Source organism: Salinispora sp. CH2A1_6, from assembly GCF_056820975.1.
The window spans coordinates 778,523-805,304 of sequence record NZ_JBXEDG010000001.1 but is presented as its reverse complement, the minus strand read 5'-3'; the positions used below and the strand labels follow the sequence as shown (position 1 = coordinate 805,304).

The following is a 26,782-nucleotide window of genomic DNA, read 5'->3' as shown; positions in this document are numbered from 1 at the left end:
GGCGCGGGGTCACCGCTCGAGGCCGGGCAACTTCGCCGCGATCCGGGCAAAGCCCGCCCGGATCGCGGCTTCACTCGGTGGCATCGCCGGCGGGGCCTCCGGCTCCCGCTCCGCCGCCGCCAACTCCTCGTCGAAGGTGTCCTCGAAGTTGCCGTAGAGCTCGTCGCTGTCCGCCTCCGCCGCCGCCTCATCCTCGGCGGCGGCCTGCGCCGCGGTGATCTCATCGCGGATCTGCTCCGCCGACACCGCCGGCAGCAGCGGCTCGACCACCGCCATCAACGCCTCCTCCGCCACCATCACCTCGGCCAGCGCCAACGCGGGCGCTCGCTCGTACGGGCCACAGACCACCGGCTCCCACTCGTCGGCGTCGCCGAGCGGCCCGAAGGTGATAATCCACGGCAGGTCGAGCATCGGCGAGTCGTCCGGCAGATCGAGTGTCACGAGAGCGCCCACCCGCCAATCATCGTTGCCCGGCCGTGGGCGGATCCCCGGTTCGACGCTCCGTCCCTTGTTCGGGTGCCGTCGGCCGGTTCGCACTCGTCTGCTCGGGAGGTGGGGAGCCCTCCTCCTCCTGATCGCCCACCCCCCGCTCCGCCGTGAGGTCCACCACCTGTCCCCGGGTGTCGGTAGCCACCAACGCCGCGCCGAAGAGCACGAGTTGGTGGAGCAGGTAGAGGTAGAGCAACAGCCCCACCGCGCCCGCCACCACCGTGTACGCCGGGTTTCGCTCGGTCCGCACCACGTAGTAGCGCCCGATGGTGTTGAGCAGGGTGATACCCACCGCCACCAGCAGCACCGCCGGGCGCAGCCGGACCCGGCTGGGCCGCAGCCGAGGCACCGCCACCAGCAGCAGGGTCGCCAGCACCGCGTTCACGAAGATGCTGAGCACCGCGCTGATCGTGGTGAGTCCGGCCGAGCCGGCACTGCCCAACAACCACCGCAGCAGCGACTCCAGCGTGTCCACCGCCGCGACCGAGACGCCGAGCAGCACGAAGACCACCAGCAGCACGCCCAGGTCGACCAGGCGGCGAACGACAAAGTTGCCGGGTTGTTGGTCGAGGTCATACAGCAGCCGCTGGGAGGAACGGATCGCCTCCACCCAGCCGACCCCGGTGAAGACCAGGATGACCAGGCCGACCACGCCGACGGCCCCGCTACTCTCCGCGACCTGCACCGGGTCAAGGAAGGGCAGATTCTCCCGGAGGAATCCCGCCGCGGCGGAATTGACCTCGGCGTTGTCCTCCAGGATCGCCCCGAAGACGGAGTAGGCGACGAGGGCGAGCGCGAAGACCGCGAAGAAGCCGTAGTACGCGATCGCGGCGGCGAGCCGGCTGCCGAACCGGCGGTTGTAGAGCAGGGCCGCCCGCAGCCCGTGGTCGAAGGCCGGATAGCGGCGCCGCGCGGTGGTGATCCGCCCGAGGACACCATCCTGAATACGGCGGAACACGTTCACCCCGCCATCCTCGCCGACCTGTCACCGGCGCACCGGCATCCCCCGCGGTAAGCCCGGACCGACGCGGACCCGCCGGGAACGGGGTACGGGTTGCGCCGTCGGGGGCGAGGCACCTGCTCAGCCGCCGAGCCGAAAGTCCCGCCGGGGCTGCCACCGCGTCTGGCCACTATGGGAGAAGAGGGTGAACGCCCCCACCTCGAACATCGCCGAGAAGTCGGCCAGGTCCCCGTACGCCTGGTCCAGTGCCTCGGGTGAGACATCCTGCGCCACCGTGACGTGCGGATGGTACGGAAATCGGGTTTCCCGGCGCAGCTCCGGAGCCGCCCGGATCGCCGCGGCGAGCAGCTCACACTCACTGATCCCGGTCGCCACCGTTACGAAAACCACCTGGGTGACCGGCCGGAACGTCCCGGTCCCACGCAGGTGCAGGCTGAATGGGACGTGCGCGGCGGCGACCGCGGTCAGGTGCCGTTCGACGGCCGGCAGGGCAGCACCTGGAATCTCGGTCGGCCCGAGCAGCGTCACGTGCGCCGGGACGGCCTGTTGGTCCCCCGCCGCCATTCGCCGTTGGGTCAGCACACTCCCCCACGGCTCGGGGATGTCCACAGCGATGCCGATCTGGATTGTGCCGCCGGCCGCCGGCGACCCGTCCCGCAGGTCCACGCCTCGTGTCACCTCTTTGGCCACCGGTTCCATCCCGCTCACCCGCACCCGTCGCGGCGCTGCCTACTCGCCGCGCACCGGCGGGAAGAAGCCCACCCGCTCGTACACCGCCCGCAGGGTCGGTGCCGCCACCGCCCGCGCCTTCTGCGCCCCGGCAGCGAGCAGCTTGTCGAGCTGGGCCGGGTCGTCCAGATAGCCGCGGGTGCGTTCCTGGATCGGCGTCACGAACTCGCGTACCACCTCTCCGAGGTCCTTCTTCAGGTCACCGTAGCCCTTGCCCGCGTAGGCGCCGACCAGATCGTCGATGCTCCGACCGGAGAGCGCCGAGTAGATCGTCAGCAGGTTGGAGATACCCGGCTTCTGCTGGACATCGAAGACGATCTCGCGGCCGGTGTCGGTGACCGCCGAACGGATCTTCTTGACCGACCGGGCCGCGTCCTCCAGGAACAGGACGATACCCGCCGGCGAGGAGGACGACTTCGACATCTTCGCCGTTGGGTCCTGCAAGTCGGTGATCTTCGCCGTGTCCTTGACGATGTGCGCCGCGGGAACCGTGAAGGTTGACCCGAACCGCGTGTTGAACCGCTGCGCCAGATCGCGGCTGAGCTCCAGGTGCTGCCGCTGGTCCTCGCCGACCGGCACCGCGTCCGCCTGGTAGAGGAGGATGTCGGCCGCCTGCAGGACCGGGTACGTGAACAGGCCGACGCTGGCCCGCTCGTTGCCCTGCTTCTGCGACTTGTCCTTGAACTGGGTCATCCGGCCCGCCTCGCCGAACCCGGTGATGCACCCCAGCACCCAGGCCAGCTGCGCGTGCTCGGGCACCTGGGACTGCACGAAGAGGGTGCAGCGCTCTGGGTCCAGCCCCACCGCGAGCAGCTGCGCAGCGGCCACCCGGGACCGCTGCGCCAACACCCGGGGGTCGTGCCCGGCGGTGATCGCATGCAGATCGACCACGCAGTAGGTGGCGTCATGCGTCTCCTGCAACGCCACCCAGTGCTGAACCGCGCCCAGATAGTTGCCGAGATGGAACGAATCGGCGGTCGGCTGAATGCCGGAGAACACGCGCGGTCGAACGGGTACGTTGGACATGCTGGCAATTCTGTCAGCAAGCCGAGGCGCCCGTCAGGACGGGCCGGCGGGTCGATCGTGGCCGGACCGGGTGGGGGCACCCGTCTCCCGTCTCGACTCGGGGGGCCGAGCGGCGGCTACCGTCACCCGGGCCACCCGACGCCCCTCCAGCGCCAGCACCCGCAGCCGCCACCCGGGTGTCTCCCGCACCGGCGCCACCGGGGCGGCCGGGGCGACGATCACCAACACCTCGTCGCCGGCCACCGGCAGCCGCCCCAGCGCGGCCATGACGTAACCACCAACCGTCTCATACGGTCCGTTCGGCAGGTTCACCCCGGTGCGCTCGGCGAAGTCGGCCAGGTTCAGCCGACCGTCAACGGTGGTGGGCAATCCGGCGTGGGTCGGCTCCGGCGGCGTGTCGTACTCGTCGTGCACTTCGCCGACCAGTTCCTCGATCAGATCCTCAAAAGTGACGATGCCGGCGGTCCCCCCGTACTCGTCAACGACCACCGCCAGGTGATGCCCCTCCCGGCGCATCTCGGTCAGGGCCGGAAGCACCCGTTTGCTGCCGGGCAGGCGCTTGACCTCCCGCGCCAACTCGCCGACCGTGACCTGGGGATCTTCGTCGGTACGGAGCAGCACGTCGTGTAGGTGCACGAAGCCGACCACGTCGTCGTGGGTCCCGTCAACCACCGGGTAGCGGGTGTGCGGCTCCGCCCGGACCAGGCGCTCCGCCTGGGCGGTGCTCAGCTCGGTGGAGAGGAAGACCACCTCGGTGCGCGGCATCATCACCTCGCGTACCAGGCTCGCACCGGCCACGAGGACCTCGTCGATGATCCGCCGTTCCACCGGGCCCAGCACGGTCGCCGCGGCGACCAGGTCGCGCAACTCGTCCTCGCTGATCCGTTCCCGGCCGGCCGCCGGGCTGGTGCCGAGCAGACCGGTCACCAGTCGGGCGGCGGCGGCAGCGGCGCGGACCACGACCCGGGCGACCGCCCAGGCCAGCGGGCTGGGTTCGCGGCGGGATCGCCCCCGCGCACGGCGCCGGAGCCCGGGACGACCCGCTTCCCGCATGAGATGGATGGTAGACACCGATCGCCGTGGCGGGACAGCACTGCGCCAGTTCTTCCTCGACGGAGACGGCGGCCCGCCCCGCCGGTGGACTCGCAGCGCCGGCACAGCCAGCCGCCGTAGGGTGACCACCGAAGGTCGCTGGTGGGGTGACCCGGCGGGAGGAGATCGACGTGAAACTGCTCGTCACCGGCGGCGCCGGCTTCATCGGCAGCGTGGTGACCCGGATGCTGCTCGACGCCGGCCACGAGGTTGTCGTCCTGGACGACCTCCGAACCGGACACCGTGTCGCCGTGGCACCCGACGCCACCCACGTCGTCGCCCCCCTGGACGACGTGGCACAGGTACTGACCCCACAGGCGGGCTTCGACGGGGTGCTGCACTTCGCCGCCCTGATCGCTGCCGGTGAGTCGATGGTCCGGCCAGAGCTGTACTGGCACACCAACGTCGTCGGCTCCCTCGCCCTGCTCGAGGCCGTACGCGTCGCCCGCGTGCCGAAGGTCGTCTTCTCCTCCACCGCCGCCGTGTACGGCAACCCGACCGCGCTACCCATCTCGGAGACGGCGATCACCGCCCCCACCAACACGTACGGGGCCACCAAGCTCACCGTCGACATGGCGCTCACCTCGGCAGCGGCCGGGAACGGGTTGGCTGCCGTCTCGCTGCGCTACTTCAACGTCGCCGGCGCTCACCTGGATGCCCCGGTGCCCCTCGGGGAGCGGCACGATCCGGAGACGCACCTCATCCCCATCGCATTCGACGTCGCCGCCGGCCACCGGGAGAAGCTTCAGCTCTTCGGCGACGACTACCCGACCGTTGACGGCACCTGCGTCCGCGACTACATCCACGTCACCGACCTCGCCCGGGCGCACCTACTCGCGCTCGACGCCGCGGCCGGCGGGCAGCACCGGATCTACAACCTCGGCAACGGCAGCGGCTTCACCAACCGTCAGGTCGTCGAGGTGGTCCGTGAGGTCACCGGCCGTCCGGTTCCGGTGGTGGTCGCCCCCCGCCGCGTCGGCGACCCCGCCGAGTTGGTCGCCGCCGCCGACCTGGCCCGCACCGAGTTGGGCTGGACGCCCAGCATGCCTGCCCTGCACGACATCGTCCGCGACGCCTGGACCTTCTACCGCGACCAATTGCCGAAACGGGGGTAGCCGGCAGGGTGCCGGCGGCGCGTGCCGGGGCACGTGTCGCCGGCACGCGGCCATCGCGATGGGCGGCGGCCCGGAGCGCTCGCGCGACCGGTGGGTCAGCCCGCCTCTACGATCATGCCGGCGCCAACCGTCCGGTTCGTTGTCTCGTCGATGACCACAAATCCACCGGTGGTGCGGTTCCGGCGGTACTCGTCAACGAGCAGCGGAACCATGGTCCGGAACCGGACCCGACCGATCTCGTTGAGCCTCAACTCCCCCGCCGACTCGTCCCGGTGCAGCGAGTTGATGTCCAACCGGTAGTGCAGCCCACGGACGATGGCTCGGGCCGACCGGGTGGTGTGCTTGATCACGTACCTGCCACCGAGCTGCAACGGTCGGGTCTCGTCCATCCAGCAGACCATCGCCTCGATGTCCTGGGCAACGGCCGGGGCGTTGTTCGGGCGACAGATCATGTCGCCTCGGGAAATATCGATCTCGTCAGTCAACCGTACGGTCACCGACATCGGCGGAAACGCCTCCGGGACCGGCCCGTCGGCGGTCTCCACCGCGGCGATCCGGCTGGTGAAACCGCTCGGCAGCACCATCACCTCGTCATCGGGCTTGAGGACGCCGGAGGCGACCTGACCCGCGTACCCGCGGTAGTCGGTGACGGTGGTGGACTGCGGGCGGATCACGTACTGCACGGGGAAACGCACGTCGACCAGGTTGCGATCGCTGGCGATGTGCACCCGTTCCAGGTGGTGCAGCAGGGACGGCCCCTCGTACCAGGGCATCTTCTCCGACCGGGAGACGATGTTGTCGCCGTGCAGCGCGGAGACCGGCACCACCGTCAGGTCGGGTACGTCGAGCTTCGCCGCGAACGCGGTGAACTCGTCGGCGATCTTCTCGTAGACCTCACGCGACCAGTCCACCAGGTCCATCTTGTTGACACAGAGGACCAGGTGCGGCACCCGCAGCAGGGAGCAGAGGAAGGCGTGTCGACGGGACTGCTCCACCAACCCCTTCCGCGCGTCGACCAGGATCAGCGCCAGGTCGGCGGTGGAGGCACCGGTGACCATGTTCCGGGTGTACTGGATGTGCCCCGGGGTGTCGGCGATGATGAACTTCCGCCGGGGGGTGGCGAAGTAGCGGTACGCCACGTCGATCGTGATGCCCTGCTCCCGCTCGGCCCGCAGGCCGTCGGTGAGCAGCGCGAGATTGGTGTACTCGTCGCCGCGGGCCGCGCTGACCGCCTCCACCGCGGCGAGTTGATCAGTGAAGAGGGACCGGGTGTCATAGAGCAGGCGGCCGATCAGGGTCGACTTGCCGTCATCCACGCTGCCGGCCGTGGCGAACCGCAACAGGTCCATCGGACGGGCGGACGCCGCTTCGGCACCGACCTCGACGGTCGTCTCGGTGGTCATCAGAAGTAGCCCTCCCGCTTGCGGTCCTCCATCGCGGCCTCGCTGACCCGGTCGTCACCGCGGGTCGCGCCCCGCTCGGTGATCCGGGTGGCTGCCACCTCCGCGATGACCTTCGCCACCGTGTCGGCGTCCGACCGGACCGCCGCCGTGCAGGAGGCGTCGCCCACCGTCCGATAGCGCACCCGAGCCTTGAACCGCTCCTCGCCGGCGCGGGGGCGGATGAACTCGTTCACCGCGTACAGCATCCCGTCGCGCTCGATCACCTCGCGCTCGTGCGCGTAGTAGATCGAGGGCGCCTCAATCCGTTCCCGGGCGATGTAGTGCCAGACATCCAGCTCGGTCCAGTTGGACAGCGGGAACGCCCGGATCGACTCACCCGGCTGGTGCCGGCCGTTGTAGAGCGACCAGAGCTCCGGACGCTGGTTCTTCGGATCCCACTGGCCGAACTCGTCCCGGAAGCTGAACACCCGCTCCTTGGCCCGCGCCTTCTCCTCATCCCGACGGGCACCACCGAAGAGCGCGTCGAAGCGGTGCTGCTCGACCGCGGCCAGGAGCACCGGGGTCTGGATCCGGTTGCGCATGCCGTCGGCGCTCTCCCGTACCAGCCCACTGGCCAGGGCCTCCGGTACGCTCGCCACCACCAGCTGCAGGCCCAGCTCGGCGACCCGCTGGTCCCGGTACGCCAGCACCTCGGGGAAGTTGTGCCCGGTGTCGACATGCAGCACCGGGAACGGAATGTTCGCCGGGGCGAACGCCTTCTGCGCCAGCCACAGCATCACAATTGAGTCTTTGCCGCCGGAGAAGAGCAGCACCGGTCGTTCCATCTCCGCGACCACCTCGCGCAGCACGAAGATGCTCTCCGCCTCCAGCGCGTCAAGGTGGGATACCTGGTATGCGGCCGTCGTCGTCATGACGCCGACTCGATTCCCGCACTCATTTCCAGACCTTTCCGGTCGGCTTTACCAGAAGTAGCGCTCAGGCTACCCGCAATGGCGCTGCACCGCCGCAAGCAACCGACTGGCGAGATCCTTGCGACAGACCAGCAGGTCCGGCAGGCGCGGGTTGGCGTCGTTGTACCTCAGTGCGGAGCCGTCGATTCGGGAAGCATGCAGCCCAGCGGCGGTCGCCACCGCCACCGGCGCCGCCGAGTCCCACTCGTACTGCCCGCCCGCGTGGATGTACGCGTCCACCTCACCGGTGATCACCGCCGCGATCTTCGCACCGGCCGAACCCATCGGCACCAGCTGGGCACCCACCTCGGCGGCCAGGTCGGTGAGGAAGACCGGGGGGCGGCTGCGGCTGACGGCCAACCGGATCGCCGGCTCGCCCGCAGTGGTCGCCGCCGGCGGGTATCCCGGCGGGTAGTCCGTTCCCAGTACCCGATCCTGGGCCGGCAACCCGACCGCACCCGCCACCAGTCCGTGCGGCGTCGGGGCGTTCCTCGCCCAGAGCGCCACATGCACGGCCCAGTCCACCCGGCCGGCCTCGGCGAACTCCCGGGTCCCGTCCAAGGGGTCGATGATCCACACTCGGTCGCTGGTCAGTCGGGGTGCGGTCGAAGCGCCCGCCTCCGCCGACCAGGCCAGCCGGGAGCCCTCGTCCTCCTCCGACAGGACCGCATCCTGCGGACGCCACATCGCCAGTTCAGTACGGAGCAGGTCGTGCGAGACCTTGTCCCCCGCGGCCTTCAGGGCAGCCGGGTCACCGAAGCCCACCTCGTCGCGGAGGCTGACCAACGCCTGCCCGGCCCGGACCGCCAGCCAACGGGCGAATGCCCCGTCGATCATCGGAGGGCTACTCATTCCCGTACTCCCGTCGCCGCGCCACCCGCCTGAAGGATCGGAGACCATCACCACACCGGCCGTCAGGCACCGTGATAGAGGTTCTGGGTCGGCTCCACCCCGCGTTGGAGAACCGACTCCACGACATCTGCCGCCCGATCCACCAGGAAATCCAGCTCCTTGCGCTCGACGGTACCGAAATCCGACAGTACGAAATCCGCGGGGTCCCGCCGCGCCGGCGGCCGGCCGACCCCGAACCGCACCCGGGCGTACTCCTTCGTCCCCAGGGACTTCGTCATCGACCGCAGGCCGTTGTGGCCGCCCTCGCCGCCGCCGCACTTCACCCGAATCTGACCGTAGGGGATATCCAGCTCGTCATGGATGGCGACCACCCGCGCCGGCGACACCTTGTAGAACTGCGCCAGGCCGGCCACCGCCGCACCGGAGAGGTTCATATACGTCAGCGGCTTCACCAGCACCAGCCGCGGGCCACCGAGACCCAACCGTCCCTCGGCGACCTCCGCCATCGCCCGCTTGTGTCGACTGAAGCGGGACCCCAGCCGCCCGGCCAACAGGTCAGCCACGAGGAAGCCGACGTTGTGCCGGTTTCCGGCGTACTGCCGACCGGGGTTACCCAGACCGACGACCAGCCACGGCCCTGTCTCCTCCGCCACCGTCTGCCCCTTCCGCTCACACCGTGCCGCCCACCAATACGCCAACAGGCGCCCCCGACGAGCGGGGACGCCTGGCACCTGCGCAGCGAACGATCAGGCCTCGGCCTTCGCCTCGGAACCCGCCTCCTGCTCGGTCGCCGGAGCCCCGGCCTCGGCGCCCTCCGAACCCTCGGTGACCTCGCCGACCTCGGCCTCGGCCTCCGCAGCGGCCTCCTCCACCTCCGGCAGCGTGGCCTCGAGCTGCTCCTCGGTCGGGGCGGCGGTCACCGCGGCGACCGGCAGCTCCGGGTCGGTGGCCAGCTCGACTCCGGCCGGCAGCTGCACATCGCCGGCGGCGACCTGCGTGCCCGCCTCCAAGCCCTCAATGGTGGCGTCGAGGTGGTCCGGCACCTTGGTGGCGTCCGCGGTCACCGAGAGGCTGTCATGGTCGTGCACGATCAGCGTGCCCTTCGCGGCCTCCCCGACCAGCTGCACCGGGACCTCGACCGTGATCTGCTCGCCGCGGCGGACCAGCAGCAGATCCACGTGCTCGAAGGTGTCCTTGATCGGATCCCGCTGGATCGCCTTCGGCAGCGCCAGCACCTGCGTGCCGTCGCTGATGTCGATGGTGAAGAGCTGGTTGGCGCCACCGCGCCGGATCGCCGCGGCGAACTCACGGGCCGGCAGCGCGATGTGCTTGGGCTTCTCGCCGTGGCCGTACAGCACGGCAGGCACCTTGCCGGCCCGGCGGGTACGGCGGGCACCACCCTTGCCGAACTCGGTGCGGGGCTCGGCGCTGATCTTTACCTCGGACACGGGGGAACTCCTGATGCTTCGCTGCGGCGATGGTCGTCTCGGTGCCGGGTGAGGGGCTCGCTGGGGCTCCTGCGTCATGACCGACCGCCTAGGAGCGCCGCGTCGATGACGGCGCCTCCATGCGGTCCTGGTCAGCGGCCCGCAGGGCACCCTCGCCGTGGCAACCCGACTAGTCTACCCGAAGGTTGCCGCCCACTCCGGCGGCACCCCGCGATTCGATCGCTCCCGCCGGAGCGTCCCCCCAGCACACCGAAGCGAAAGCCGGCACAGAGTGCCGGAGAAGCCCGGTCCGACGGCGGTGACCACTGCGGACCGGGCTCCCACAGCGCAACTCAGCTCAGGCCACCGAAGAGGGTGGTCACCGAGCCGTCGTCGAAGACCTCCCGGATCGCCCGGGCCAGCAGCGGTGCGATCGACAGCACGGTGATCTTGTCAAGCTGCTTCTCCGGCGGCAGCGGCAACGTGTTCGTCACCAGCACCTCGCTGATCGGGCTGTTCTTCAGCCGCTCGGTCGCCGGATCCGAGAAGAGCGCGTGGGTGGAGGCGACGACGATCTCGGCCGCACCCAACTCCTTGAGGATCTCCGCCGCCTTGGTGATCGTGCCACCCGTGTCGATCATGTCGTCGACGATCAGGCAGACCCGGCCCTCGACCTCACCGACCACCCGGTTCGCCACCACCTGGTTCGGCTTGGACGGGTCCCGGGTCTTGTGGATGAACGCCAGCGGGCAACCACCCAGCCGGTCGGTCCACCGCTCGGCGACCCGGACCCGACCCGAATCCGGGGCGACCACCGTCATGGGTCTCCCCGCGTACCGACGCTCCACCTCCTCGGCGAGCACGTCCATCGCGAAGAGGTGGTCCACCGGGCCATCGAAGAAGCCCTGGATCTGGGCGGTGTGTAGATCCACGGTGAGGATCCGGTTCGCGCCGGCGGTCTTCAACAGGTCCGCGATCAGCCGGCCCGAGATCGGCTCCCGACCCCGGTGCTTCTTGTCCTGCCGCGAGTACGGGTAGAACGGCAGGACCACGGTGATCCGCTTGGCCGACCCACGCTTCAACGCGTCGATCATGATCAGGGTCTCCATGACCCAGGTGTTGACCCCGTGCGTCACGGACTGCACCACGAAGGCGTCCGAACCGCGCACCGAGTCCTTGTAGCGGACGAAGATCTCACCGTTGGCGAAATCGTAGGCGTCGGCCGGTGTCGGGGCGACCCCGAGCACCTCGCCGATCTCCTTGGCTAACTCCGGAAAGCCACGCCCGGAGAAGAGCATCAAGCTCTTGCGGTTTTCGGCGACGATGCTGCCCATGGCCCGTCTGCTCCTGTTGGTTGGTGGTGCCCGGCGCGGGTGGTGGGCCGGGGCTAGTCGGTTGCAGTATCCCCGGTGCCGTGCGCCCCGCCCACCGGCTCGGGCCCCGCGTGCATTGCCTCACCTTCACTTGCCGTCGCCCCGGAGAACACTCCCGCGACACCGGCCCGCCCGGCGCGCTCGGCGGCCGCCGCGGCGGCCGTGCCGGCCCGCCGCTTGAGCACCCAGCCCTCGATGTTGCGCTGCCGCGACCGGGCCACCCCCATCGCCCCGGCCGGCACGTCCTCGGCGATCACGGAACCCGCCGCCGTGTACGCCCCGTCGCCGACCTCGACCGGCGCCACGAACATGTTGTCCGCGCCGGTACGGGCGTGGTCACCGATGACCGTGCGGTGCTTGCGTACCCCGTCGTAGTTGACGAACACGGTCGCCGCGCCGATATTGGTCTGCTTGCCGATCGTGGCGTCCCCGACATAGGTCAGGTGCGGAACCTTCGACCCCACGCCGACCTCGGAGTTCTTTACCTCGACGAAGGTGCCGACCTTCGACTTCTCCGCCAGCCGTGCCGCCGGCCGCAGGTACGCGTACGGGCCGACGCTGGCCGCCGGGCCGATCTCCGCCCCGACCGCGTGGCTGCGGACCACGGTGGCGCCGGGCCCGACCAGGGTGTCCACCAACGTGACGTCCGGGCCGACCTGCGCCCCGGCACCGATCGCGGTGCCACCCCGTAGCTGCGTGTTCTGATCGACCACCGCGTCCCGGTCCAGCGCCACGGTCACATCGATCCAGGTGGTCGACGGGTCGAGCAGGCTGACCCCGCTGCGCATCCAGGCCTCGTTGACCCGGTCGCGCAGCAGTCGCCGCAGCCCGGCCAACTCCACCCGGTCGTTGCAGCCCAGCGTCTCGATGTGGTCCGGGGCCACGTGCACCGCCACCGGCTCGTTCGCCGACCGCAGCAGGCTGAAGACGTCGGTCAGGTACTCCTCGCCCTGGGCGTTGTCGGTCGACAGCTTGCCGAGCGCGCCCCGCAGCCGGTCCGCGTCGAAGGCGTAGATGCCAGCGTTGATCTCCCGAATCTCCCGCTGGGCGGGGGTCGTGTCGCGCTGCTCCACGATCTGCTGAAGCTGACCGTCCGCGTCCCGGACGACCCGGCCGAGCCCGGTCGGATCGGGTACCTCCGCGGCCAGCACCGTCGCGGCGGCACCCGCCCGCTCGTGCGCCTCGACCAACCCGCCGAGCGTCTCCGGCCGCAGCAGCGGCACGTCCCCGTTGAGAACCACCACGGTGCCGCTGCTCTCCGGGACGGCGGCCAACGCGATCCGCACCGCGTGCCCGGTGCCGAGCTGTTCGGCCTGGAGCACCGGGGTGGCCTGCGGGGTGATCTCCGCCAGATGAGCCCGGACCTGGTCGGCGCCGTGGCCGACCACCACCACCGTGCGGTCGGCGGCGAGCGGTGCGGCGGCGCTGAGCACGTGGCCGACGAGCGTGCGGCCAAGCAGGGGATGCAGCACCTTCGGGAGCCCGGACTTCATCCGCTTACCCGCACCGGCGGCGAGCACGACGACGGTACGGGCAGGGGGCTGCTGGGACACGGAAGGGCTCCCGTCGGTGCGGCGACAGTCTCGCGGTCATGCTAACCAGACATCAACGCGGCATCGGCGGGGCCTTCACAATGCTGACCGGTGGCATGAGCTGGGGTGCCTGGATTCGAACCAGGAGCTCAAGGCTCCAAAGGCCTGCGGGTTGCCGTTACCCCACACCCCATCGCCATGTCATCCGAAGGCGCAGTCGGGCAGACCTACGATCCGGAACAGCTCGGTGATCATACCTGCGATCCGCCCGGACGGCGCCCGACCGCGTGTCGGATTACCGGAAGCCACGATAGTCCCCGCCCCCCGAGGGGCAACCGGGTGGTGGGGTCGGCGCGGGTCACACCGTGCCACGGCGGCCATACTCCCGACCGCCGCCGAACGGAGCGGCCGAGCCCACCTGGCAGGATGGCCGGTGACCGGCTCGACCCCGCACGACTGGACGGCACCGAGCGCCGATGAGGTGACGACATGATGGATAGCCTGAGCACCGACCCCACCCCCGGTCGGCGACGGGGAGCCGCGGCGGCCGGCAAGAGCGCACGGGTACGCATGTCGGCGGCACAGCGGCGCGAACAACTCATCTCGACCGCGCGCCAGCTCTTCGCCGAACGCGGCTTCGACGCCACCTCGATCGAAGAGGTGGCGGCTCGGGCGAAGGTCTCCAAACCGGTGGTGTACGAGCACTTCGGCGGCAAGGAGGGGCTGTACGCGGTGGTGGTGGACCGGGAGGTCCGCGGCCTGCTCGACCGGATCACCACCGCCCTGACCGCCGGCCACCCGCGGGAGCTGCTCGAACAGGCCGCGCTGACCCTGCTCACCTACATCGAGGAGGAGACCAGCGGATTCCGGGTGTTGGTCCGGGAATCACCCCTGATGTCGTCAACGGGCAACTTCAGCAGCGTCATGAACGACGTCGCGCACCAGGTGGAGCACATCCTCGGTGCCGAGTTCTCCAGCCGCGGCTACGACCCGAAACTCGCCGAACTCTATGCCCAGGCCCTGGTGGGAATGGTGGCGCTGACCGGGCGCTGGTGGCTGGAGGTGCGCCGGCCGCGCAAGGAGACGGTGGCGGCGCACCTGGTGAACCTGGCCTGGAACGGCCTGTCTCACCTCGAGGCGAAGCCCGACCTGATCACCATCCGGAGACGCTGAGTCAGGACCGGTTCTGGTCGGCGACCGGCTGGCCAGAGCCGCCCTGCTCCGTCTCGGTGTGTTCCACGGGCCCGACCTTGTCGTAGAGGCCGGTGCCGAGCAGGATCAGCCCGAACAGCATCGACACGACCACGGTCGACATCGAGAAGCTGAGGAAGTTGGCCGAGGTCTGCAGCACCGCCATCATCAGGATGCTGGTCACCAGGAAGACGACCCCGGCGGTCAGGTTCATGTAGTGGCCCAGATTGCCCCGCCGGGACGCCCCCACCAGGAGGAAGACACCGAAGACCACCGAGGCCAGCGCGAACGCGAGGTTGGTGCGGAGGCCGAGCACCCACTCTCCGTCCCGGTCGAAGAGCGGGTCACCCAGCGTCTGCGCGGTGCCCCAGACGCCGAAGACCAGGATGTAGAGACCGATCAGCCCGGCGAGGACCCGGTAGATCGGCCGCGCCGGATGGTTCAGCGGGATGTGCGCCATGACGCCCTCCGACCGATCGACGACAGTCAGGGGCCATTGTCACCCGGGCCGGGGCCGCACGTACGGGGAATCGACCGGTAGCCGCAAGCACCACGGCGCCGATGGTCAGAGCACCAGCCGCGCCCGCTGCCAGGCCTCCTGCTCGGCGTCGGTGCCGACCTTGCCGTACATCCCGACCATGAGCAGGACCAGGCCGGTCACCATCAGCACGAGGACGGTGGCGATGCTGAAGTTGAAGATGTTCGCCTCGGTCCGAAGGAAGGCGAGGCCGGCGAGGCTGAGCACCATACCCAGGTACCCCAGCCCCTGATTGATCAACACATCGACGTTGCGGCCGATCGCCGTACCGGCCAGCACGGTGCCACCGAGCAGCACGCTGAGCAACGAGAAACCAAGGTTCGTGCCCTGACCGAGCACCGCGGTGTCGCCCTGGGCCCAGAGCTCGTCGCCGACGGTCGCGACGAGACCGAGCGCGCCGAAGGCGACCAGGTACAGGCCGGTCAGCCCGCCGATCGCCCGGTAGATCGGCCGCGCGGGGTGGTTCACGGGGGTGTGGGCCATGGCTGAGTCTCCAACGACGTTACGGTGAGGGTCGGCGCCGATTGTCCCGTACCGGCCGGTGTGACGCCGCACACGGTCCGGGCGGGCTGCGGCGCGGCGGCGGTCAGTCGCTCGGGATCTCGTCAGCGAGCGTCAACCAGGCCTGTTCGACCTGCTCCCGCTCGCCCCGGACCTCCTTGAGCTGGCTATCCAGCTCAGCGACCCGCGCGTAGTCGGTCGCGTTCGCGGCCAGCTGGTCAAGCAGCTCCGCCTCCCGCTGCTCCAGCCGGCCGACCTGCCGCTCGAGCCGGGCCAGTTCCTTGCGGGCCTGGCGGACCTGCGCGGCAGACATCCCGCTCGCCTTCGCCGGCGCCGGCCCCGCACCCGTCGCCGGCGCTGGAGCGGGGCCGTCGGTGGCCCGAGCCAGGTACTCGTCAACCCCGCCGGGCAGGTGCACCAGCTCGCCGTCACCGAACATGCCATACACGGTGTCGGCGACCCGTTCCACCAGGTAACGGTCGTGGCTGGCCACGACGATCACGCCGGGCCAGGAGTCGAGCAGATCCTCGAGCGCGGCGAGGGTGTCGGTGTCAAGGTCGTTGGTGGGCTCGTCCAGCAGGAGCACATTCGGCTCACCGGCGAGCAGGCGCAGCAGCTGCAGCCGCCGCCGCTCGCCACCGGAGAGATCAGCCACCGGGGTCCAGAGCCGGCGGTCGTCGAAGCCGAAGACCTCGGCGAGCTGGGCGGCGGAGATCTCTCGGTCACCGAGCCGGACCCGGCGGGCGACCTCCTCTACCGCCTCGAGGACGCGCAGCCGGCCGGGGAGTTCGGCGAGTTCCTGGGAGAGGAACGCGGGACGCACGGTGGAACCGGCCACGAACCGGCCATGGTCCGGCCGGGTGACGCCGGCGAGCATCCGCAGCAGAGTGGTCTTGCCAGCGCCGTTACGGCCGAGAACGGCGATCCGATCCCCGGGACCGACCTGCCAGGTGAGGTCGCGCAGGATCTCCTTCGGCCCCGCGTCCAACCGGACGTGCTCCAGGTCGTAGACCTGCTTGCCGAGCCGGGCGGTGGCGAGCCGCTGCAGCGACATGCTGTCCCGCGGCGGCGGAACGTCAGCGATCAGCGCGTTCGCCGCGTCGATGCGGAACTTCGGCTTGGCGGTACGGGCCGGCGCGCCGCGGCGCAGCCAGGCGATCTCCTTACGGAGTAGGTTCTGGCGGCGCGCCTCGGTGGCGGCGGCGACCCGTTCCCGTTCGACCCGGGCGAGGGTCCAGGCGGCGAAACCGCCCTCGTACGCCCGGACGGTCTGGTCGGCGACCTCCCAGGTGGTGGTGCAGACGGCGTCGAGGAACCAGCGGTCGTGGGTGACCACGACGAGCGCACCGCGGCGGGTGAGCAAATGCCGGGCCAGCCAGTCGATGCCGCCGACATCGAGATGGTTGGTGGGCTCGTCGAGGATCAGCAGGTCGGCGTCGCGGACCAGCAACGCGGCCAGGGCGACCCGCCGGCGCTCGCCGCCGGACATCGGGCCGACCGGAGCGTCGAGGCCGAGGTGCGGCATCCCGAGACCGTCGAGGACCGCCCGGACTCCGGCGTCGCCGGCCCACTCGTGCTCGGCGCCCATCCCCTCGGCCAGCCACGCGGTGCCGAGGACCACGTCTCGGACGGTCGCGTCGGGGGCCAGCTGCAGGGTCTGCGGCAACGCGGCGACGCGCAGGTCGCGACGGTGCGTCACCCGGCCGTCGTCCGGCTCCTCCTGCCGGGTGAGCAGGCGCAGCAGGGTGGATTTGCCGGCGCCGTTGAGCCCCACCACACCGATCCGGTCGGCGTCGTCGAGACCGAGCGAGACATCGGTGAGCAGCGGCCCGGCAGCGCCGTAGCCCTTGGACACCCGGTCCAGGTTGACGATGTTGGCCACTACACCCCTTCCACGGTCAGGGCGCCCGGCACCGGATCGGCAGCCAAGGACGCCCGAGGCAAGGGTACGCGGGCGCCCGGCGGGCAGCGCCGGGGACGGTCAGCCGATCCGGGCCCCGGCGACCGGGCCGTGCGCGGTGCGCGCCTGTCGGCACACGTCGAGGGCGTCCAACTCGGCGGCGATCCGCTCCGCGTCGGCGGCTCCGGTGGCGAGGAAGACACAGGTCGGCCCGGAGCCGGAGACGATGCCGGCGAGCGCACCCGCCGCCTCGCCCGCCTTCAGCGTGGCGGCCAGGGACGGCCGCAGAGCGAGCGCGGCGTCCTGGAGGTCGTTGCCGAGAGCCGCGGCGAGCACCCGTGGGTCTCGCTGTCGGAGGGCGGCGAGGAGGGTGTCGGTGCTGCCAAGCGGGGGGCCGGCGGCCCCGGCAGCGCGGAGTCGATCGAGTTCCCGGTACGCGACCGGCGTGGACAGGCCGCCGTCGGCGACCGCGACGACCCAGTGCCAGACGGTCGGCCGGGCCAGTACCGGGCTGACCGCCTCGCCCCGACCGGTGCCGAGCGCGGTGCCCCCGTGGATCAGGAACGGCACGTCGGAACCGAGGTCGGCGGCGATCTCCGCCAGTTCGTCGCGGGAGAGCCCGGTCCCCCAGAGGGCATCGCAGGCAACCAGCGCGGCGGCGGCGTCGGCACTGCCCCCGGCGAGCCCACCAGCCAGGGGAATCTGCTTGCGCAGGTGCAGCCGGGCATACGGCGGCACCCCGACGGAGCTGGCGAGGGCACGGGTGGCCCGGATGACCAGGTTTGACTCGTCCAGGGCCAATTCGCCGGTCCCCTCACCCTCCATGGTCAGGGTGAGGGTGTCGCCCCGGCGGGCGGTCAACTCGTCGTGAATGGAGATCGCGTGGTAGACGGTGTTGAGCTCGTGATAGCCGTCCCCGCGCAGCGGCCCCACCCCCAGGTGCAGGTTGATCTTCGCGGGGACTCGGACCCGAACCGGCCCACTGACACCTCGCGGTTCGTCATCCTCCGGTCGCCAGGCCTCGGTCACGGGATGGTGTCCCAGACCGAGTCCCGGCTCCCCGTCCCGGGCGCGACGGGCGGGGGCAGCGGCGTGGTGTGTCGTACGTCCTCGGCGAGCACGGCGTCAGCCTACTGCCCGGTCGGAGGCGTCCGGGGCCGACGCGGCGATAGCGGCGAACTGCTCGACCGGAAGCGCCTCCCCGCGAGCGCGGGGATCCACTCCGGCGGCGGTGAGCACCGCGGCCGCCCGGTCCGCACCGCCGGCCCAGCCGGCCAGGGCCGCCCGAAGGGTTTTCCGACGCTGGGCGAACGCCGCATCCACCACCGCGAAGACCCGCTGCCGGGAACCACCCACGCCCGGCGGCTCACGACGGGTGAAGGCGACCAGCCCGGAGTCGACGTTCGGCACCGGCCAGAACACGTTCGGCGGCACCTTCCCGGCCGCGTGGACGTGGGCGTACCAGGCGAGTTTGACCGACGGCACGCCGTACACCCGGGAACCGGGACCGGCGACGAGCCGATCCGCGACCTCCTTCTGCACCATGACCAGGCCGTGCCGCAGCGTCGGCAACTCGGCGAGCAGGTGCAGCACCACCGGCACGGCGACGTTGTACGGCAGGTTGGCGACCAACGCGGTCGGCGCGGGATCAGCGAGCTGCCCGGCGGTGACCCGGAGCGCGTCGGCGCGGTGCACGGAGAGCCGGTCGGCGGCGGGACCGGCGTGCCGGGCAGCGGTCTCCGGCAGGGCGGCGGCGAGGACCGGGTCGATCTCGACGGCGTGCACGTGCGCGGCGGCCGGCAGCAGCGCAAGGGTGAGCGAGCCGAGGCCCGGCCCGACCTCCAGCACCACATCCTCAGCGGTCAGGCCGGCGGTGGTGACGATCCGTCGCACCGTGTTGGGGTCATGGACGAAGTTCTGGCCGAGCCGCTTGGTGGGAGCGACGCCGAGGCGGGCGGCGAGGTCCCGGATCTCCGCCGGGCCGAGGAGACCGGTCACGTCCGCTAGCGTAGGTGGACGCCGGGGCGCCCCGGGCAGGGGCCCGCCACCTCGCCGCGGAATCCCGCCAGCGCCACGTCACCAGGGGCCGAAGGCCCGCTCGCCGGTACGGGAGAGGGCCGCACAGAGCTCATCCAGGTCGCTGCCGGTGGTGGCGGCGAGCGCGCGGACGGTGAGCGGGATCAGATACGACGCGTTGGGCCGGCCCCGGTGCGGCACCGGAGTGAGATACGGTGCGTCCGTCTCCACGAGGAGGTGGTCCAGCGGCGTCACCGCGGCAGCCGCCCGCAGTGCCGCGGCGCTGCTGAAGGTGACGGTGCCGGCGAAGCTGAGCAGGTAGCCGCGGCGCACACAGGCGCGGGCGAACTCGGCGTCGCCGGAGAAACAGTGCATCACCACCGTCTCCGGAGCGCCCTCGTCGTCCAGGATCCGCAACACGTCGGCGTGCGCCTCCCGGTCATGGACCACCAGGGTCCGGCCGTACCGCTTGGCGATGTCGATGTGTGCCCGGAAACTGGCCTCCTGCGCGGCCCGCCCGTCCTCACCGGTGCGGTAGAAGTCCATCCCGGTCTCGCCGACGCCCCGTACCCGGTCCTGGCCGGCCAGCGACTCGACGGCCCGCAGCGCCTCGTCCAGCTCCGCCAACCGGGGCGCTTCGTTGGGATGCAGCGCGACGGTGGCGACGACCGCCGGGTAGCGCTGGGCCAGCTCCGCCCCCCACCGGGACGAGTCGACGTCAACCCCCACCTGCACCAACCGGTCCACCCCGACCTCCGCGGCCGCCTCCACCACGGCCCGGACCGGGTCGGCCGCCGGTCCGGGGGCGGCCCCCGCGTCGGCGCCCGCTGCCCGGTGCGGCGGGACCCCGGCCTCGCTGATCGTGATGTCGAGGTGGGTGTGGCTGTCGGGCACCGGTCGGGGCAGCGGCGCGGGCGCGGCCGGGAACTCCCCGGCCCGGCGGGCCGCACGCTGCTTACGGGTTTCGGTCTGCTCGGTCATCGGCGCAAGCATCACACACCAGTGCCGGCGGCCGCCCGCTACCCGGTGTTCCCCCGAACCATCGGCTACCCGGCATTCGCGCCCGCCACCGGCTCCGGGGAAGCATCGGCGTCCCGGCGGTCGCCCCGGCTCACCCGCGGGTCCCCCTCGTCGGCGAAGTAGTCGTCCGGGCTGGTCCGGTCGCCCCCGTCGGCCACCTTCGCGGTCCGCAGCACCAGCGTCAGCGCTGTCGCGACCAACAGGTTGGCCAGCACGGCCACGAATCCGGCGTAGATGGTCATCGTCGTGTCGACGCCGAACCTCTCCAGGGGGAACGCGGAGCCGCCGAAGTGACTCCGGGTCGGGCTGGACACCTGGTAGAGCATCCACATGCCCAGGGACATGCCGACCGCCCAGCCGGCGATCAGCGCGCCGCGGTGGAACCAGCGGGTGTAGAGGCCGAGGGCCACCGCCGGCAGCGTCTGCAGGATGATCACGCCGCCGATCAGCTGGAGGTCGATGGAGAACTGCGGGTCGAGGAAGACGATGCAGGCCACTGCGCCGATCTTCACCACCAACGAGGTGAGCTTGGAGACCTTCGCCTCCTGGGCCGGGGTGGCGTCCCGCCGCAGGTACTCCTTGTAGATGTTGCGGGTGAACAGATTCGCTGCCGCGATCGACATGATCGCCGCCGGCACCAGTGCCCCGATGCCGATCGCCGCGTACGCGACACCGGTGAACCAGCTCGGGAACTGCTGGTCGAAGAGCACCGGAACAACGGTGTTGTTGTCCACCGTGCCCGCGGTCGCCCCGGGCAGCGGCTGCACGTCGGCCGCGATCGCCATGAAGCCGAGCAGCGCGATGAGTCCCAGCAGCACACTGTAGGCGGGCAACGCCGACATGTTCCGCTTGATGACATCCCGGTTCCGGCTGGCCAGCACACCCGTGATGCTGTGCGGGTACAGGAAGAGCGCCAGCGCCGAGCCGAAGGCCAGGGTGACGTACTGGACCTGGTTGTTGGCGTTGAGCAGAATCCCGTCACTGGGATTCGGTGATGCCGCGAACTTCGCGTCGGCAGCGTCGAAGATCTCTCCCCAGCCCCCCAGCTTGTACGGCAGGTACAGCACCGCCGCCAGGATCACCACGTAGATCAGGGTGTCCTTGACGAAGGCGATCAGTGCCGGCGCGCGGAGCCCGGACTGGTACGTGTACGCCGCCAGGATCGCGAACGCGATGATGATGGGCAGGTGCCGAGCCAGGCTGCTCTCCCCGGTCACGCCCATGGTCTTGAGCACCGCCTCGATCCCGACAAGCTGCAACGCGATGTACGGCATCGTGGCCACAATCCCGGTAATCGCCACAAGTAGCGCGAGAACCGGCGAGTCAAAGCGGCTACGGACGAAGTCCGCCGGCGTGACGAAGCCGTGCCGGTGCGACACCGACCAGAGCCGACAGAGCACCAGGAAGACCATCGGGTAGATGACGACGGTGTACGGCACCGCGAAGAAGCCCATCGCGCCGGCACCGAATACCAGTGCCGGTACGGCCACGAAGGTGTACGCGGTGTACAGGTCGCCGCCGATCAGGAACCAGGTGATCCAGCCGCCGAAGTTACGCCCACCCAGCCCCCACTCGTCGAGGTGGGCCATGTCCTTCGGCGCGCGCCACCGGGATGCGACGAATCCCATGGCGCTCACCAGCAGGAAGAGCGCGGTAAAGATACTGATCTCGGTGACGTGGTCACGCCACATCAGCGGTCACCCCGCTTCTTCGTGAGCTGATACACGAGCGTGGTGACCGCGACGCCGAGCAGAATGTACGCGAGCTGGAGCCAGTAGAACCGGGGGAAGCCGAGAACCCGGGGCGAGTCGGAGTTGTAGAACGCGGGGATCAACGGCACGACGACCGGCACGAAGAGCAGCCAGTTCCAGGGACTCTTGTCCTTCGCCCGGGTCTTCGCGGCGGCCGGCGTCTGGGGTTCGGGCGTGGCCATCGGCCCACCTCCGGTGCGGTGTTTGGGATGTGCCGGCCGAGACTACGACCGCATGATCACCATCACCTGTCGCCGGTGGGCCGCTGCGCCGAGCGGTGGATCCGCTGCGACGAGCGGCGCGGCCACCAGCGCTCAGCCCGCCAGGCGGGCCAGCTCCTCGTCCACGATCGACGGGTCGAGTTTGCGGAACACCGGCGTGGGCGGGTCGAGTGCCCGCCCCACCTCCAACGGCACCGACTCCCACCGGGTACCGACCGTGTAGTCACCGGTCAGCACCGGGTAGGCCGGCCCGCCGTCGAGGTCCTCAACCTCCTCGATCACGGGCATCGGCGCGTGCACCCCGGTGCCGCCGAGCAGCTGGTGGATCTTCTGCGCGGCATGCGGCAGGAAGGGGGTGAGCAGCGTGTTCGCGTCGCTGACCACCTGCAGGGCGACGTGCAGGACGGTGCCCATCCGCGGCCGGTCCGCCTCGCCCTTGAGCTTCCACGGCGCCTGCTCGGAGAGGTAGCGGTTGGCCTCGGCCACCACCTTCATCGCCTCGCCGATCGCCTGCTTCTGCCGGTGCCGGCCGATCAGCTCGCCGACCGTGTCGAAGCCGGCCCGGGCCACCGCGAGCAGCGCCTCATCGGCCTCGGTGAGCCCGGCCGGGTCGACCGGTGGGATCGCGCCGAAGTTCTTCGCAGCCATCGAGATGGAGCGGTTGACCAGGTTGCCCCAGCCGGCGACCAGCTCGTCGTTGTTGCGCCGGAGGAACTCCGCCCAGGTGAAGTCGGTGTCGTTGCTCTCCGGGCCGGCCACCGCGATGAAGTAGCGCAACGCGTCGGCGTCGTAGCGCTCCAGGAAGTCGCGGACGTAGATGACCACGCGTCGGGACGAGGAGAACTTCCGCCCCTCCATGGTCAGGAACTCGCTGGAGACCACCTCGGTGGGCAGGTTCAGCCGGCCCAGCTCGCCCGGCTGCCCGTCGTGGGAGCCTTCGCCGGAGTAGCCGGCGAGCAGCGCCGGCCAGATCACCGAGTGGAAGACGATGTTGTCCTTGCCCATGAAGTAGTGGCTGGGGGCGTCCTTGCCGGGCCCGTCCGCCGACCACCACCGGCGCCACGCCTGTGGGTCACCGGAGCGGCGGGCCCACTCGATCGAGGCGGAGAGGTAGCCGATCACCGCGTCGAACCACACGTAGATGCGCTTGTCGCCGCGCTCCCGCCAGCCGTCGAGCGGGACCGGCACACCCCACTCCAGGTCCCGGGTGATCGCCCGGGGCTGGAGGTCGTCCAACAGGTTCTTGGAGAAGCGCAGGACGTTCGGCCGCCAGCCCTCCCGCGTCTCCAGCCACTGCCCCAGCACGTCGGCGAGCGCCGGCAGGTCGAGGAAGAAGTGTTCGGTCTCGACGAACTTCGGCGTCTCCCCGTTGATCTTCGACTTCGGGTTTCGCAGGTCGATCGGGTCGAGCTGGTTGCCGCAGCTGTCGCACTGGTCGCCGCGGGCGCTCTCGTAGCCGCAGATCGGGCAGGTGCCCTCGATGTAGCGATCGGGCAGGGTCCGACCGGTGGACGGGGAGATGGCACCCATCGTGGTCTTCGGCACGATGTAGCCGTTGCGGTACATCCCCTCGAACAGCTCCTGCACCACGGCGTAGTGGTTGCCGGTGGTGGTGCGGGTGAACAGGTCGTAGGAGAGCCCGAGCCCGTGTAGGTCCGCCACGATCACCCGGTTGTAGCGGTCGGCCAGCTCACGGGGCGTGACCCCCTCCGCGTCGGCCTGCACCTGGATCGGCGTGCCGTGCTCGTCGGTGCCGGAGACCATGAGCACGTCGTGGCCGGCCATCCGCATATACCGGGCGAAGACGTCGGAGGGAACGCCGAAGCCGGAGACGTGGCCGATGTGGCGCGGGCCGTTGGCGTAAGGCCAGGCAACCGCCGCGAGAACGTGACTCATGGCCAACAAGCCTAGTGACCCCGGCCGTGGAGCCGCGAACCAACAGGCCCGCCCAGCCTGCCTGGTCACTTCTCCGCCTCGCCCACCTCACCGGTGGACGATGTCGTACACCTCCCGCCGACGTAGCCCGTACTCGACGGCGACCTCGGTCACCGCGTCCCGACGGGAACGACCGGTCGCTTCCCGGGCGACGACCGCCGCCCGCAACGTCTCGTCGTCCGGCCGTTGCCGGGCCGGACCCGAGGCCCCCGCCACCACCAACGTGATCTCGCCACGCGCCGACTCCTCGGCGGCCCAGCTCGCCAACTCACCGAGCGGACGCCGGAGCACCTGTTCGTAGGTCTTGGTCAGCTCCCGGCAGAGCGCCGCCGGCCGGTGGGCACCGAACGCCGCGGCCAGGTCGGCGAGGGCCGCAGCGACCCGATGCGGCGCCTCGAAGAAGACCAGGGTGCGTTCCTCGGTGGCGAGCGCGGTCAGCCGGGCGCGGCGCGAACCCGGGCTGCGGGGCAGGAAGCCCTCGAAGCAGAACCGGTCGCTGGCCAACCCGGAGAGGGTGAGGGCGGTGGTGACCGCGCTGGGGCCGGGGGCGGCGGTGACCGGTATCCCCGCGTCCACCGCCGCCCGGACCAGCCGGTAGCCCGGGTCAGAGACGCTGGGCATGCCGCCATCGGTGATCAGGGCCACGCTGAGGCCGGCACGGAGCGCCTCGACAAGTTCTGGCGTACGGCGCTCCTCGTTCCCCTCAAAATATGAGACTATCCGCCCAGAAAGGGTCACCTCGAGCTCCCGGGCCAACCGGGCCAGGCGCCGGGTGTCCTCGGCTGCCACCAGGTCAGCCGTGGCGAGCACCTCGCGGAGCCGGGCGGAGGCGTCGGCCGGGTTTCCGAGCGGCGCGCCGAGCAGGACCAGGCGTCCGACATCGGACTTCGCATCCACGAAAGGACGCTCCTTCATCGACAGTCATGGGTCTTCCTTGGGGCGGTGGGCCCGCCGGCCCACCTTCGCAGCTTACGATCACGGGGTGACCCAGGCGTCAACAGCGCACCCCGCCGGCCGAGCCGGGCCGGAACAGCCCGAGCAGACGGACCGGGGCCAACTCCTCGGCAACCGCCTCCCCGACATCGTCCGCCGCCGGCTGGCCACCGTTGACAACCGGCTCGACCGGCGGTCTTGGCTGGCCACCGCGGTGATCGTCACGATCGCGGCGGTCCTGCGCTTCGTCAACCTCGGGAACCCGCCGGGCAAGATCTTCGACGAGGTCTACTACGCCCGCGACGGCTGGGGGCTGGTCGACCGGGGCGTCGAGTGGAACTACCAGGACGGCGGCCCCTCGTACGTGGTCCATCCCCCCCTGGGCAAGTGGCTCATCGGGCTCGGCGAGTGGGCCTTCGGCTACAGCGACACCGAACAGGGGGTCGTTGCCGCCGGGCACCTGCTCACCACCACCCCCGAGGTGGGCTGGCGATTCTCGGCGGCCCTGATCGGCACCCTCTCGGTGCTACTGCTGGTCCGGATCGCGCGCCGGCTCTTCGGCTCCACGGTACTGGGCTGCACCGCCGGGCTGCTGCTGGCCCTGGACGGCTTCCACCTCGTGTTGTCCCGCACCGCGCTGCTCGACATCTTCCTGCTCTTCTTCGTGCTGGCGTCGTTCGGCGCACTGGTTCTCGACCGCGATGCCCGGCGCCGCCGCTGGGCGGAGACCCTCAACCCCGGGTCGGACCCGGTCCACCCGCCAGCCACCGGCCGACCAGTCGGCGGCTGGCGGAGGTGGCCGTGGTGGCGACTGGTCGCCGGGGTGCTGTTCGGCTGCGCCTGCGCGGTGAAGTGGAGTGCGCTGTACTTCCTCCCGGCATTCGCGCTCCTGGTGGTCTTCTGGGAGGTTGGCGCCCGCCGCTCCGCCGGGGTACGGCGGCCGTGGCGGCGCACCCTGCTCGACGAGACCCCCTGGCTGGCGCTGGCCGGGCTCCTGATGGTGGTCGCCTATGTCGCTACCTGGTCCGGGTGGCTGCTGGGCGACGAGGGGTACTACCGGGTGCCCGACGCACAGCGATGGCCGAACGCCCCGCTGAGCGACACCCCCGTCATCGGGGCGCTACAGAACCTCATCGAGTATCACAAGGCCGCGTACGGCTTCCACTCGCAACTCGACGACGCCCACACCTACCAGTCCTGGCCCTGGCAGTGGCTCCTCCTGGCGCGACCGGTCGCGTTCTACTGGTCGGCCGAGGGACCCTGCGCCGCGGCGAGCTGCGCCACCGAGGTGCTGCTGCTGGGCACACCGCTGCTCTGGTGGTCGTTCCTACCCGCCCTGGCCGCGCTCGCCTGGCTGGGCCTCGCGCGACGCGACTGGCGGGCCGGGGCGATCCTGCTCTGTGTGGCGTCCGGGCTGTTGCCCTGGTTCTGGTACGCGGCGGACAGCGGCCGCACCATGTTCTCCTTCTACACCGCCCCGGCACTACCGTTCCTGGTGCTCGCCGTGACCTATGTCCTGGGTGTGATCATCGGCAGCTCCGCGGCGACTGCTCCGGAGCGCATACCGGAGACCGCACCAGCGGGCGACGGAGATCGACGGCTCGTCGGCGCGGTCATCGCCGGGGGGTACGTGTTGCTGGTGGCGCTCAACTTCGCCTACTTCTATCCGATCTTCGTCGGCGAGCCGCTTCCCTACGACAGCTGGTCCAACCGAATGTGGCTGGACGGCCGGTGGATCTGACCGGTCCCGCTTGGGTCTGACCGGTGCGGGCCCCGCCCGTCATAACGGGCGGGGCCCGCACGAGACGTGCGGGCCCCGCCACGAAA

At 70.7% G+C, this 26,782-nt stretch carries 25 protein-coding genes and 1 tRNA gene; 3 read left to right on the top strand and 23 right to left on the bottom strand.

What is annotated here, in order from left to right; all coding sequences use genetic code 11:
* Nucleotides 1-9: 9 nt before the first annotated feature.
* The 5 genes from AC1UKG_RS03880 to AC1UKG_RS03860 form a co-directional block, all read right to left on the bottom strand.
* The gene (locus tag AC1UKG_RS03880) at nt 10-453 is read right to left on the bottom strand and encodes a hypothetical protein (protein ID WP_018814334.1); all 444 of its coding nucleotides are present in this window, start codon (nt 451-453) and stop codon (nt 10-12) included.
* A 7-nt stretch (nt 454-460) separates the two neighbouring features.
* Complete coding sequence (locus AC1UKG_RS03875; RefSeq protein ID WP_018814335.1) at nt 461-1,453, bottom strand: YhjD/YihY/BrkB family envelope integrity protein; 993 nt, start codon at nt 1,451-1,453, stop codon at nt 461-463.
* A 117-nt stretch (nt 1,454-1,570) separates the two neighbouring features.
* Nucleotides 1,571-2,149, bottom strand: a complete 579-nt coding sequence (locus AC1UKG_RS03870) for a 2'-5' RNA ligase family protein (RefSeq protein WP_018814336.1) — start codon at nt 2,147-2,149, stop codon at nt 1,571-1,573.
* A 30-nt stretch (nt 2,150-2,179) separates the two neighbouring features.
* Nucleotides 2,180-3,205: a tryptophan--tRNA ligase gene (gene trpS / locus AC1UKG_RS03865; RefSeq protein ID WP_026271450.1), complete on the bottom strand. Its 1,026-nt coding sequence runs from the start codon at nt 3,203-3,205 to the stop codon at nt 2,180-2,182.
* Between the two features lie 33 nt (nt 3,206-3,238).
* Nucleotides 3,239-4,258, bottom strand: coding sequence for a hemolysin family protein (locus tag AC1UKG_RS03860; protein WP_018741941.1), 1,020 nt, complete (start codon nt 4,256-4,258; stop codon nt 3,239-3,241).
* 170 nt (nt 4,259-4,428) lie between these two features.
* Between AC1UKG_RS03860 and galE the strand changes: the two genes are divergently transcribed.
* On the top strand, nt 4,429-5,412 hold the full coding sequence (gene galE, locus AC1UKG_RS03855; protein ID WP_033662543.1) for a UDP-glucose 4-epimerase GalE: 984 nt from the start codon (nt 4,429-4,431) through the stop codon (nt 5,410-5,412).
* 95 nt (nt 5,413-5,507) lie between these two features.
* Here the strand turns inward: galE and AC1UKG_RS03850 are convergent, their stop codons facing one another.
* The 8 genes from AC1UKG_RS03850 to AC1UKG_RS03815 all read right to left on the bottom strand — a co-directional run bounded on the left by AC1UKG_RS03850 (nt 5,508) and on the right by AC1UKG_RS03815 (nt 13,142).
* Nucleotides 5,508-6,815, bottom strand: a complete 1,308-nt coding sequence (locus AC1UKG_RS03850; protein WP_018741939.1) for a GTP-binding protein — start codon at nt 6,813-6,815, stop codon at nt 5,508-5,510.
* Nucleotides 6,815-7,726: a sulfate adenylyltransferase subunit CysD gene (cysD, locus tag AC1UKG_RS03845; protein WP_018729499.1), complete on the bottom strand. Its 912-nt coding sequence runs from the start codon at nt 7,724-7,726 to the stop codon at nt 6,815-6,817. The genes AC1UKG_RS03850 and cysD overlap by 1 nt, the downstream gene beginning before the upstream one ends.
* Before the next feature lie 69 nt (nt 7,727-7,795).
* Nucleotides 7,796-8,617: an inositol monophosphatase family protein gene (locus tag AC1UKG_RS03840; RefSeq protein ID WP_026325053.1), complete on the bottom strand. Its 822-nt coding sequence runs from the start codon at nt 8,615-8,617 to the stop codon at nt 7,796-7,798.
* Between the two features lie 62 nt (nt 8,618-8,679).
* Nucleotides 8,680-9,270 (bottom strand): aminoacyl-tRNA hydrolase, encoded by a 591-nt coding sequence (gene pth, locus AC1UKG_RS03835; RefSeq protein WP_018814342.1) that lies wholly within the window; start codon nt 9,268-9,270, stop codon nt 8,680-8,682.
* Between the two features lie 93 nt (nt 9,271-9,363).
* Nucleotides 9,364-10,065, bottom strand: coding sequence for a 50S ribosomal protein L25/general stress protein Ctc (locus tag AC1UKG_RS03830; protein WP_018741936.1), 702 nt, complete (start codon nt 10,063-10,065; stop codon nt 9,364-9,366).
* Between the two features lie 332 nt (nt 10,066-10,397).
* Entirely contained in the window at nt 10,398-11,378 is a 981-nt protein-coding gene (locus AC1UKG_RS03825; RefSeq protein WP_018218501.1) for a ribose-phosphate diphosphokinase, read from the bottom strand.
* A 53-nt stretch (nt 11,379-11,431) separates the two neighbouring features.
* Nucleotides 11,432-12,970, bottom strand: a complete 1,539-nt coding sequence (gene glmU, locus AC1UKG_RS03820; protein WP_482641841.1) for a bifunctional UDP-N-acetylglucosamine diphosphorylase/glucosamine-1-phosphate N-acetyltransferase GlmU — start codon at nt 12,968-12,970, stop codon at nt 11,432-11,434.
* Between the two features lie 100 nt (nt 12,971-13,070).
* Nucleotides 13,071-13,142 (bottom strand) — tRNA-Gln (locus tag AC1UKG_RS03815).
* A 296-nt stretch (nt 13,143-13,438) separates the two neighbouring features.
* Here AC1UKG_RS03815 and AC1UKG_RS03810 point away from each other — a divergent pair.
* Nucleotides 13,439-14,122, top strand: coding sequence for a TetR/AcrR family transcriptional regulator (locus tag AC1UKG_RS03810; RefSeq protein WP_018741934.1), 684 nt, complete (start codon nt 13,439-13,441; stop codon nt 14,120-14,122).
* A gap of 1 nt (nt 14,123) precedes the next feature.
* On the opposite strand, the gene AC1UKG_RS03805 is transcribed toward AC1UKG_RS03810, so the two are convergent.
* The 10 genes from AC1UKG_RS03805 to rsmI all read right to left on the bottom strand — a co-directional run bounded on the left by AC1UKG_RS03805 (nt 14,124) and on the right by rsmI (nt 24,919).
* Complete coding sequence (locus AC1UKG_RS03805) at nt 14,124-14,600, bottom strand: DUF4383 domain-containing protein (RefSeq protein WP_018741933.1); 477 nt, start codon at nt 14,598-14,600, stop codon at nt 14,124-14,126.
* Nucleotides 14,601-14,705: 105 nt separating this feature from the next.
* Nucleotides 14,706-15,161 (bottom strand): DUF4383 domain-containing protein, encoded by a 456-nt coding sequence (locus AC1UKG_RS03800; RefSeq protein WP_482641842.1) that lies wholly within the window; start codon nt 15,159-15,161, stop codon nt 14,706-14,708.
* A 103-nt stretch (nt 15,162-15,264) separates the two neighbouring features.
* The gene (locus AC1UKG_RS03795) at nt 15,265-17,061 is read right to left on the bottom strand and encodes an ABC-F family ATP-binding cassette domain-containing protein (RefSeq protein ID WP_018741931.1); all 1,797 of its coding nucleotides are present in this window, start codon (nt 17,059-17,061) and stop codon (nt 15,265-15,267) included.
* 99 nt (nt 17,062-17,160) lie between these two features.
* A complete protein-coding gene (locus AC1UKG_RS03790; protein ID WP_018741930.1) occupies nt 17,161-18,108 on the bottom strand; it encodes a 4-(cytidine 5'-diphospho)-2-C-methyl-D-erythritol kinase in 948 nt (315 codons plus the stop codon).
* 96 nt (nt 18,109-18,204) lie between these two features.
* Nucleotides 18,205-19,077, bottom strand: coding sequence for a 16S rRNA (adenine(1518)-N(6)/adenine(1519)-N(6))-dimethyltransferase RsmA (gene rsmA, locus AC1UKG_RS03785; RefSeq protein ID WP_018741929.1), 873 nt, complete (start codon nt 19,075-19,077; stop codon nt 18,205-18,207).
* 78 nt (nt 19,078-19,155) lie between these two features.
* Nucleotides 19,156-20,076, bottom strand: a complete 921-nt coding sequence (locus AC1UKG_RS03780) for a TatD family hydrolase (protein ID WP_018741928.1) — start codon at nt 20,074-20,076, stop codon at nt 19,156-19,158.
* 65 nt (nt 20,077-20,141) lie between these two features.
* Nucleotides 20,142-21,806, bottom strand: coding sequence for a monocarboxylate uptake permease MctP (gene mctP / locus AC1UKG_RS03775; protein ID WP_018741927.1), 1,665 nt, complete (start codon nt 21,804-21,806; stop codon nt 20,142-20,144).
* Entirely contained in the window at nt 21,806-22,048 is a 243-nt protein-coding gene (locus AC1UKG_RS03770; protein WP_018741926.1) for a DUF3311 domain-containing protein, read from the bottom strand. Before AC1UKG_RS03770 ends, mctP begins: the two co-directional genes overlap by 1 nt.
* 132 nt (nt 22,049-22,180) lie before the next feature.
* Nucleotides 22,181-23,983 (bottom strand): methionine--tRNA ligase, encoded by a 1,803-nt coding sequence (gene metG, locus AC1UKG_RS03765; protein ID WP_482641843.1) that lies wholly within the window; start codon nt 23,981-23,983, stop codon nt 22,181-22,183.
* Between the two features lie 87 nt (nt 23,984-24,070).
* Nucleotides 24,071-24,919 (bottom strand): 16S rRNA (cytidine(1402)-2'-O)-methyltransferase, encoded by an 849-nt coding sequence (gene rsmI / locus AC1UKG_RS03760; protein ID WP_018741924.1) that lies wholly within the window; start codon nt 24,917-24,919, stop codon nt 24,071-24,073.
* An 85-nt stretch (nt 24,920-25,004) separates the two neighbouring features.
* Between rsmI and AC1UKG_RS03755 the strand changes: the two genes are divergently transcribed.
* Nucleotides 25,005-26,696: a phospholipid carrier-dependent glycosyltransferase gene (locus AC1UKG_RS03755; protein WP_018741923.1), complete on the top strand. Its 1,692-nt coding sequence runs from the start codon at nt 25,005-25,007 to the stop codon at nt 26,694-26,696.
* Nucleotides 26,697-26,782: the final 86 nt, after the last annotated feature.

What these genes read in the sequence shown, in the direction of transcription:
- metG (WP_482641843.1), bottom strand. Translation starts at nt 23,983, where the DNA reads ATGAGTCACGTTCTCGCGGCGGTTGCCTGGCCTTACGCCAACGGCCCG.
- AC1UKG_RS03840 (WP_026325053.1), bottom strand. Translation starts at nt 8,617, where the DNA reads ATGAGTAGCCCTCCGATGATCGACGGGGCATTCGCCCGTTGGCTGGCG.
- AC1UKG_RS03800 (WP_482641842.1), bottom strand. Translation starts at nt 15,161, where the DNA reads ATGGCCCACACCCCCGTGAACCACCCCGCGCGGCCGATCTACCGGGCG.
- AC1UKG_RS03825 (WP_018218501.1), bottom strand. Translation starts at nt 11,378, where the DNA reads ATGGGCAGCATCGTCGCCGAAAACCGCAAGAGCTTGATGCTCTTCTCC.
- AC1UKG_RS03805 (WP_018741933.1), bottom strand. Translation starts at nt 14,600, where the DNA reads ATGGCGCACATCCCGCTGAACCATCCGGCGCGGCCGATCTACCGGGTC.
- AC1UKG_RS03770 (WP_018741926.1), bottom strand. Translation starts at nt 22,048, where the DNA reads ATGGCCACGCCCGAACCCCAGACGCCGGCCGCCGCGAAGACCCGGGCG.
- AC1UKG_RS03860 (WP_018741941.1), bottom strand. Translation starts at nt 4,258, where the DNA reads ATGCGGGAAGCGGGTCGTCCCGGGCTCCGGCGCCGTGCGCGGGGGCGA.
- AC1UKG_RS03850 (WP_018741939.1), bottom strand. Translation starts at nt 6,815, where the DNA reads ATGACCACCGAGACGACCGTCGAGGTCGGTGCCGAAGCGGCGTCCGCC.
- cysD (WP_018729499.1), bottom strand. Translation starts at nt 7,726, where the DNA reads ATGACGACGACGGCCGCATACCAGGTATCCCACCTTGACGCGCTGGAG.
- AC1UKG_RS03810 (WP_018741934.1), top strand. Translation starts at nt 13,439, where the DNA reads ATGATGGATAGCCTGAGCACCGACCCCACCCCCGGTCGGCGACGGGGA.
- AC1UKG_RS03870 (WP_018814336.1), bottom strand. Translation starts at nt 2,149, where the DNA reads ATGGAACCGGTGGCCAAAGAGGTGACACGAGGCGTGGACCTGCGGGAC.
- AC1UKG_RS03780 (WP_018741928.1), bottom strand. Translation starts at nt 20,076, where the DNA reads ATGACCGAGCAGACCGAAACCCGTAAGCAGCGTGCGGCCCGCCGGGCC.
- mctP (WP_018741927.1), bottom strand. Translation starts at nt 21,806, where the DNA reads ATGTGGCGTGACCACGTCACCGAGATCAGTATCTTTACCGCGCTCTTC.
- trpS (WP_026271450.1), bottom strand. Translation starts at nt 3,205, where the DNA reads ATGTCCAACGTACCCGTTCGACCGCGCGTGTTCTCCGGCATTCAGCCG.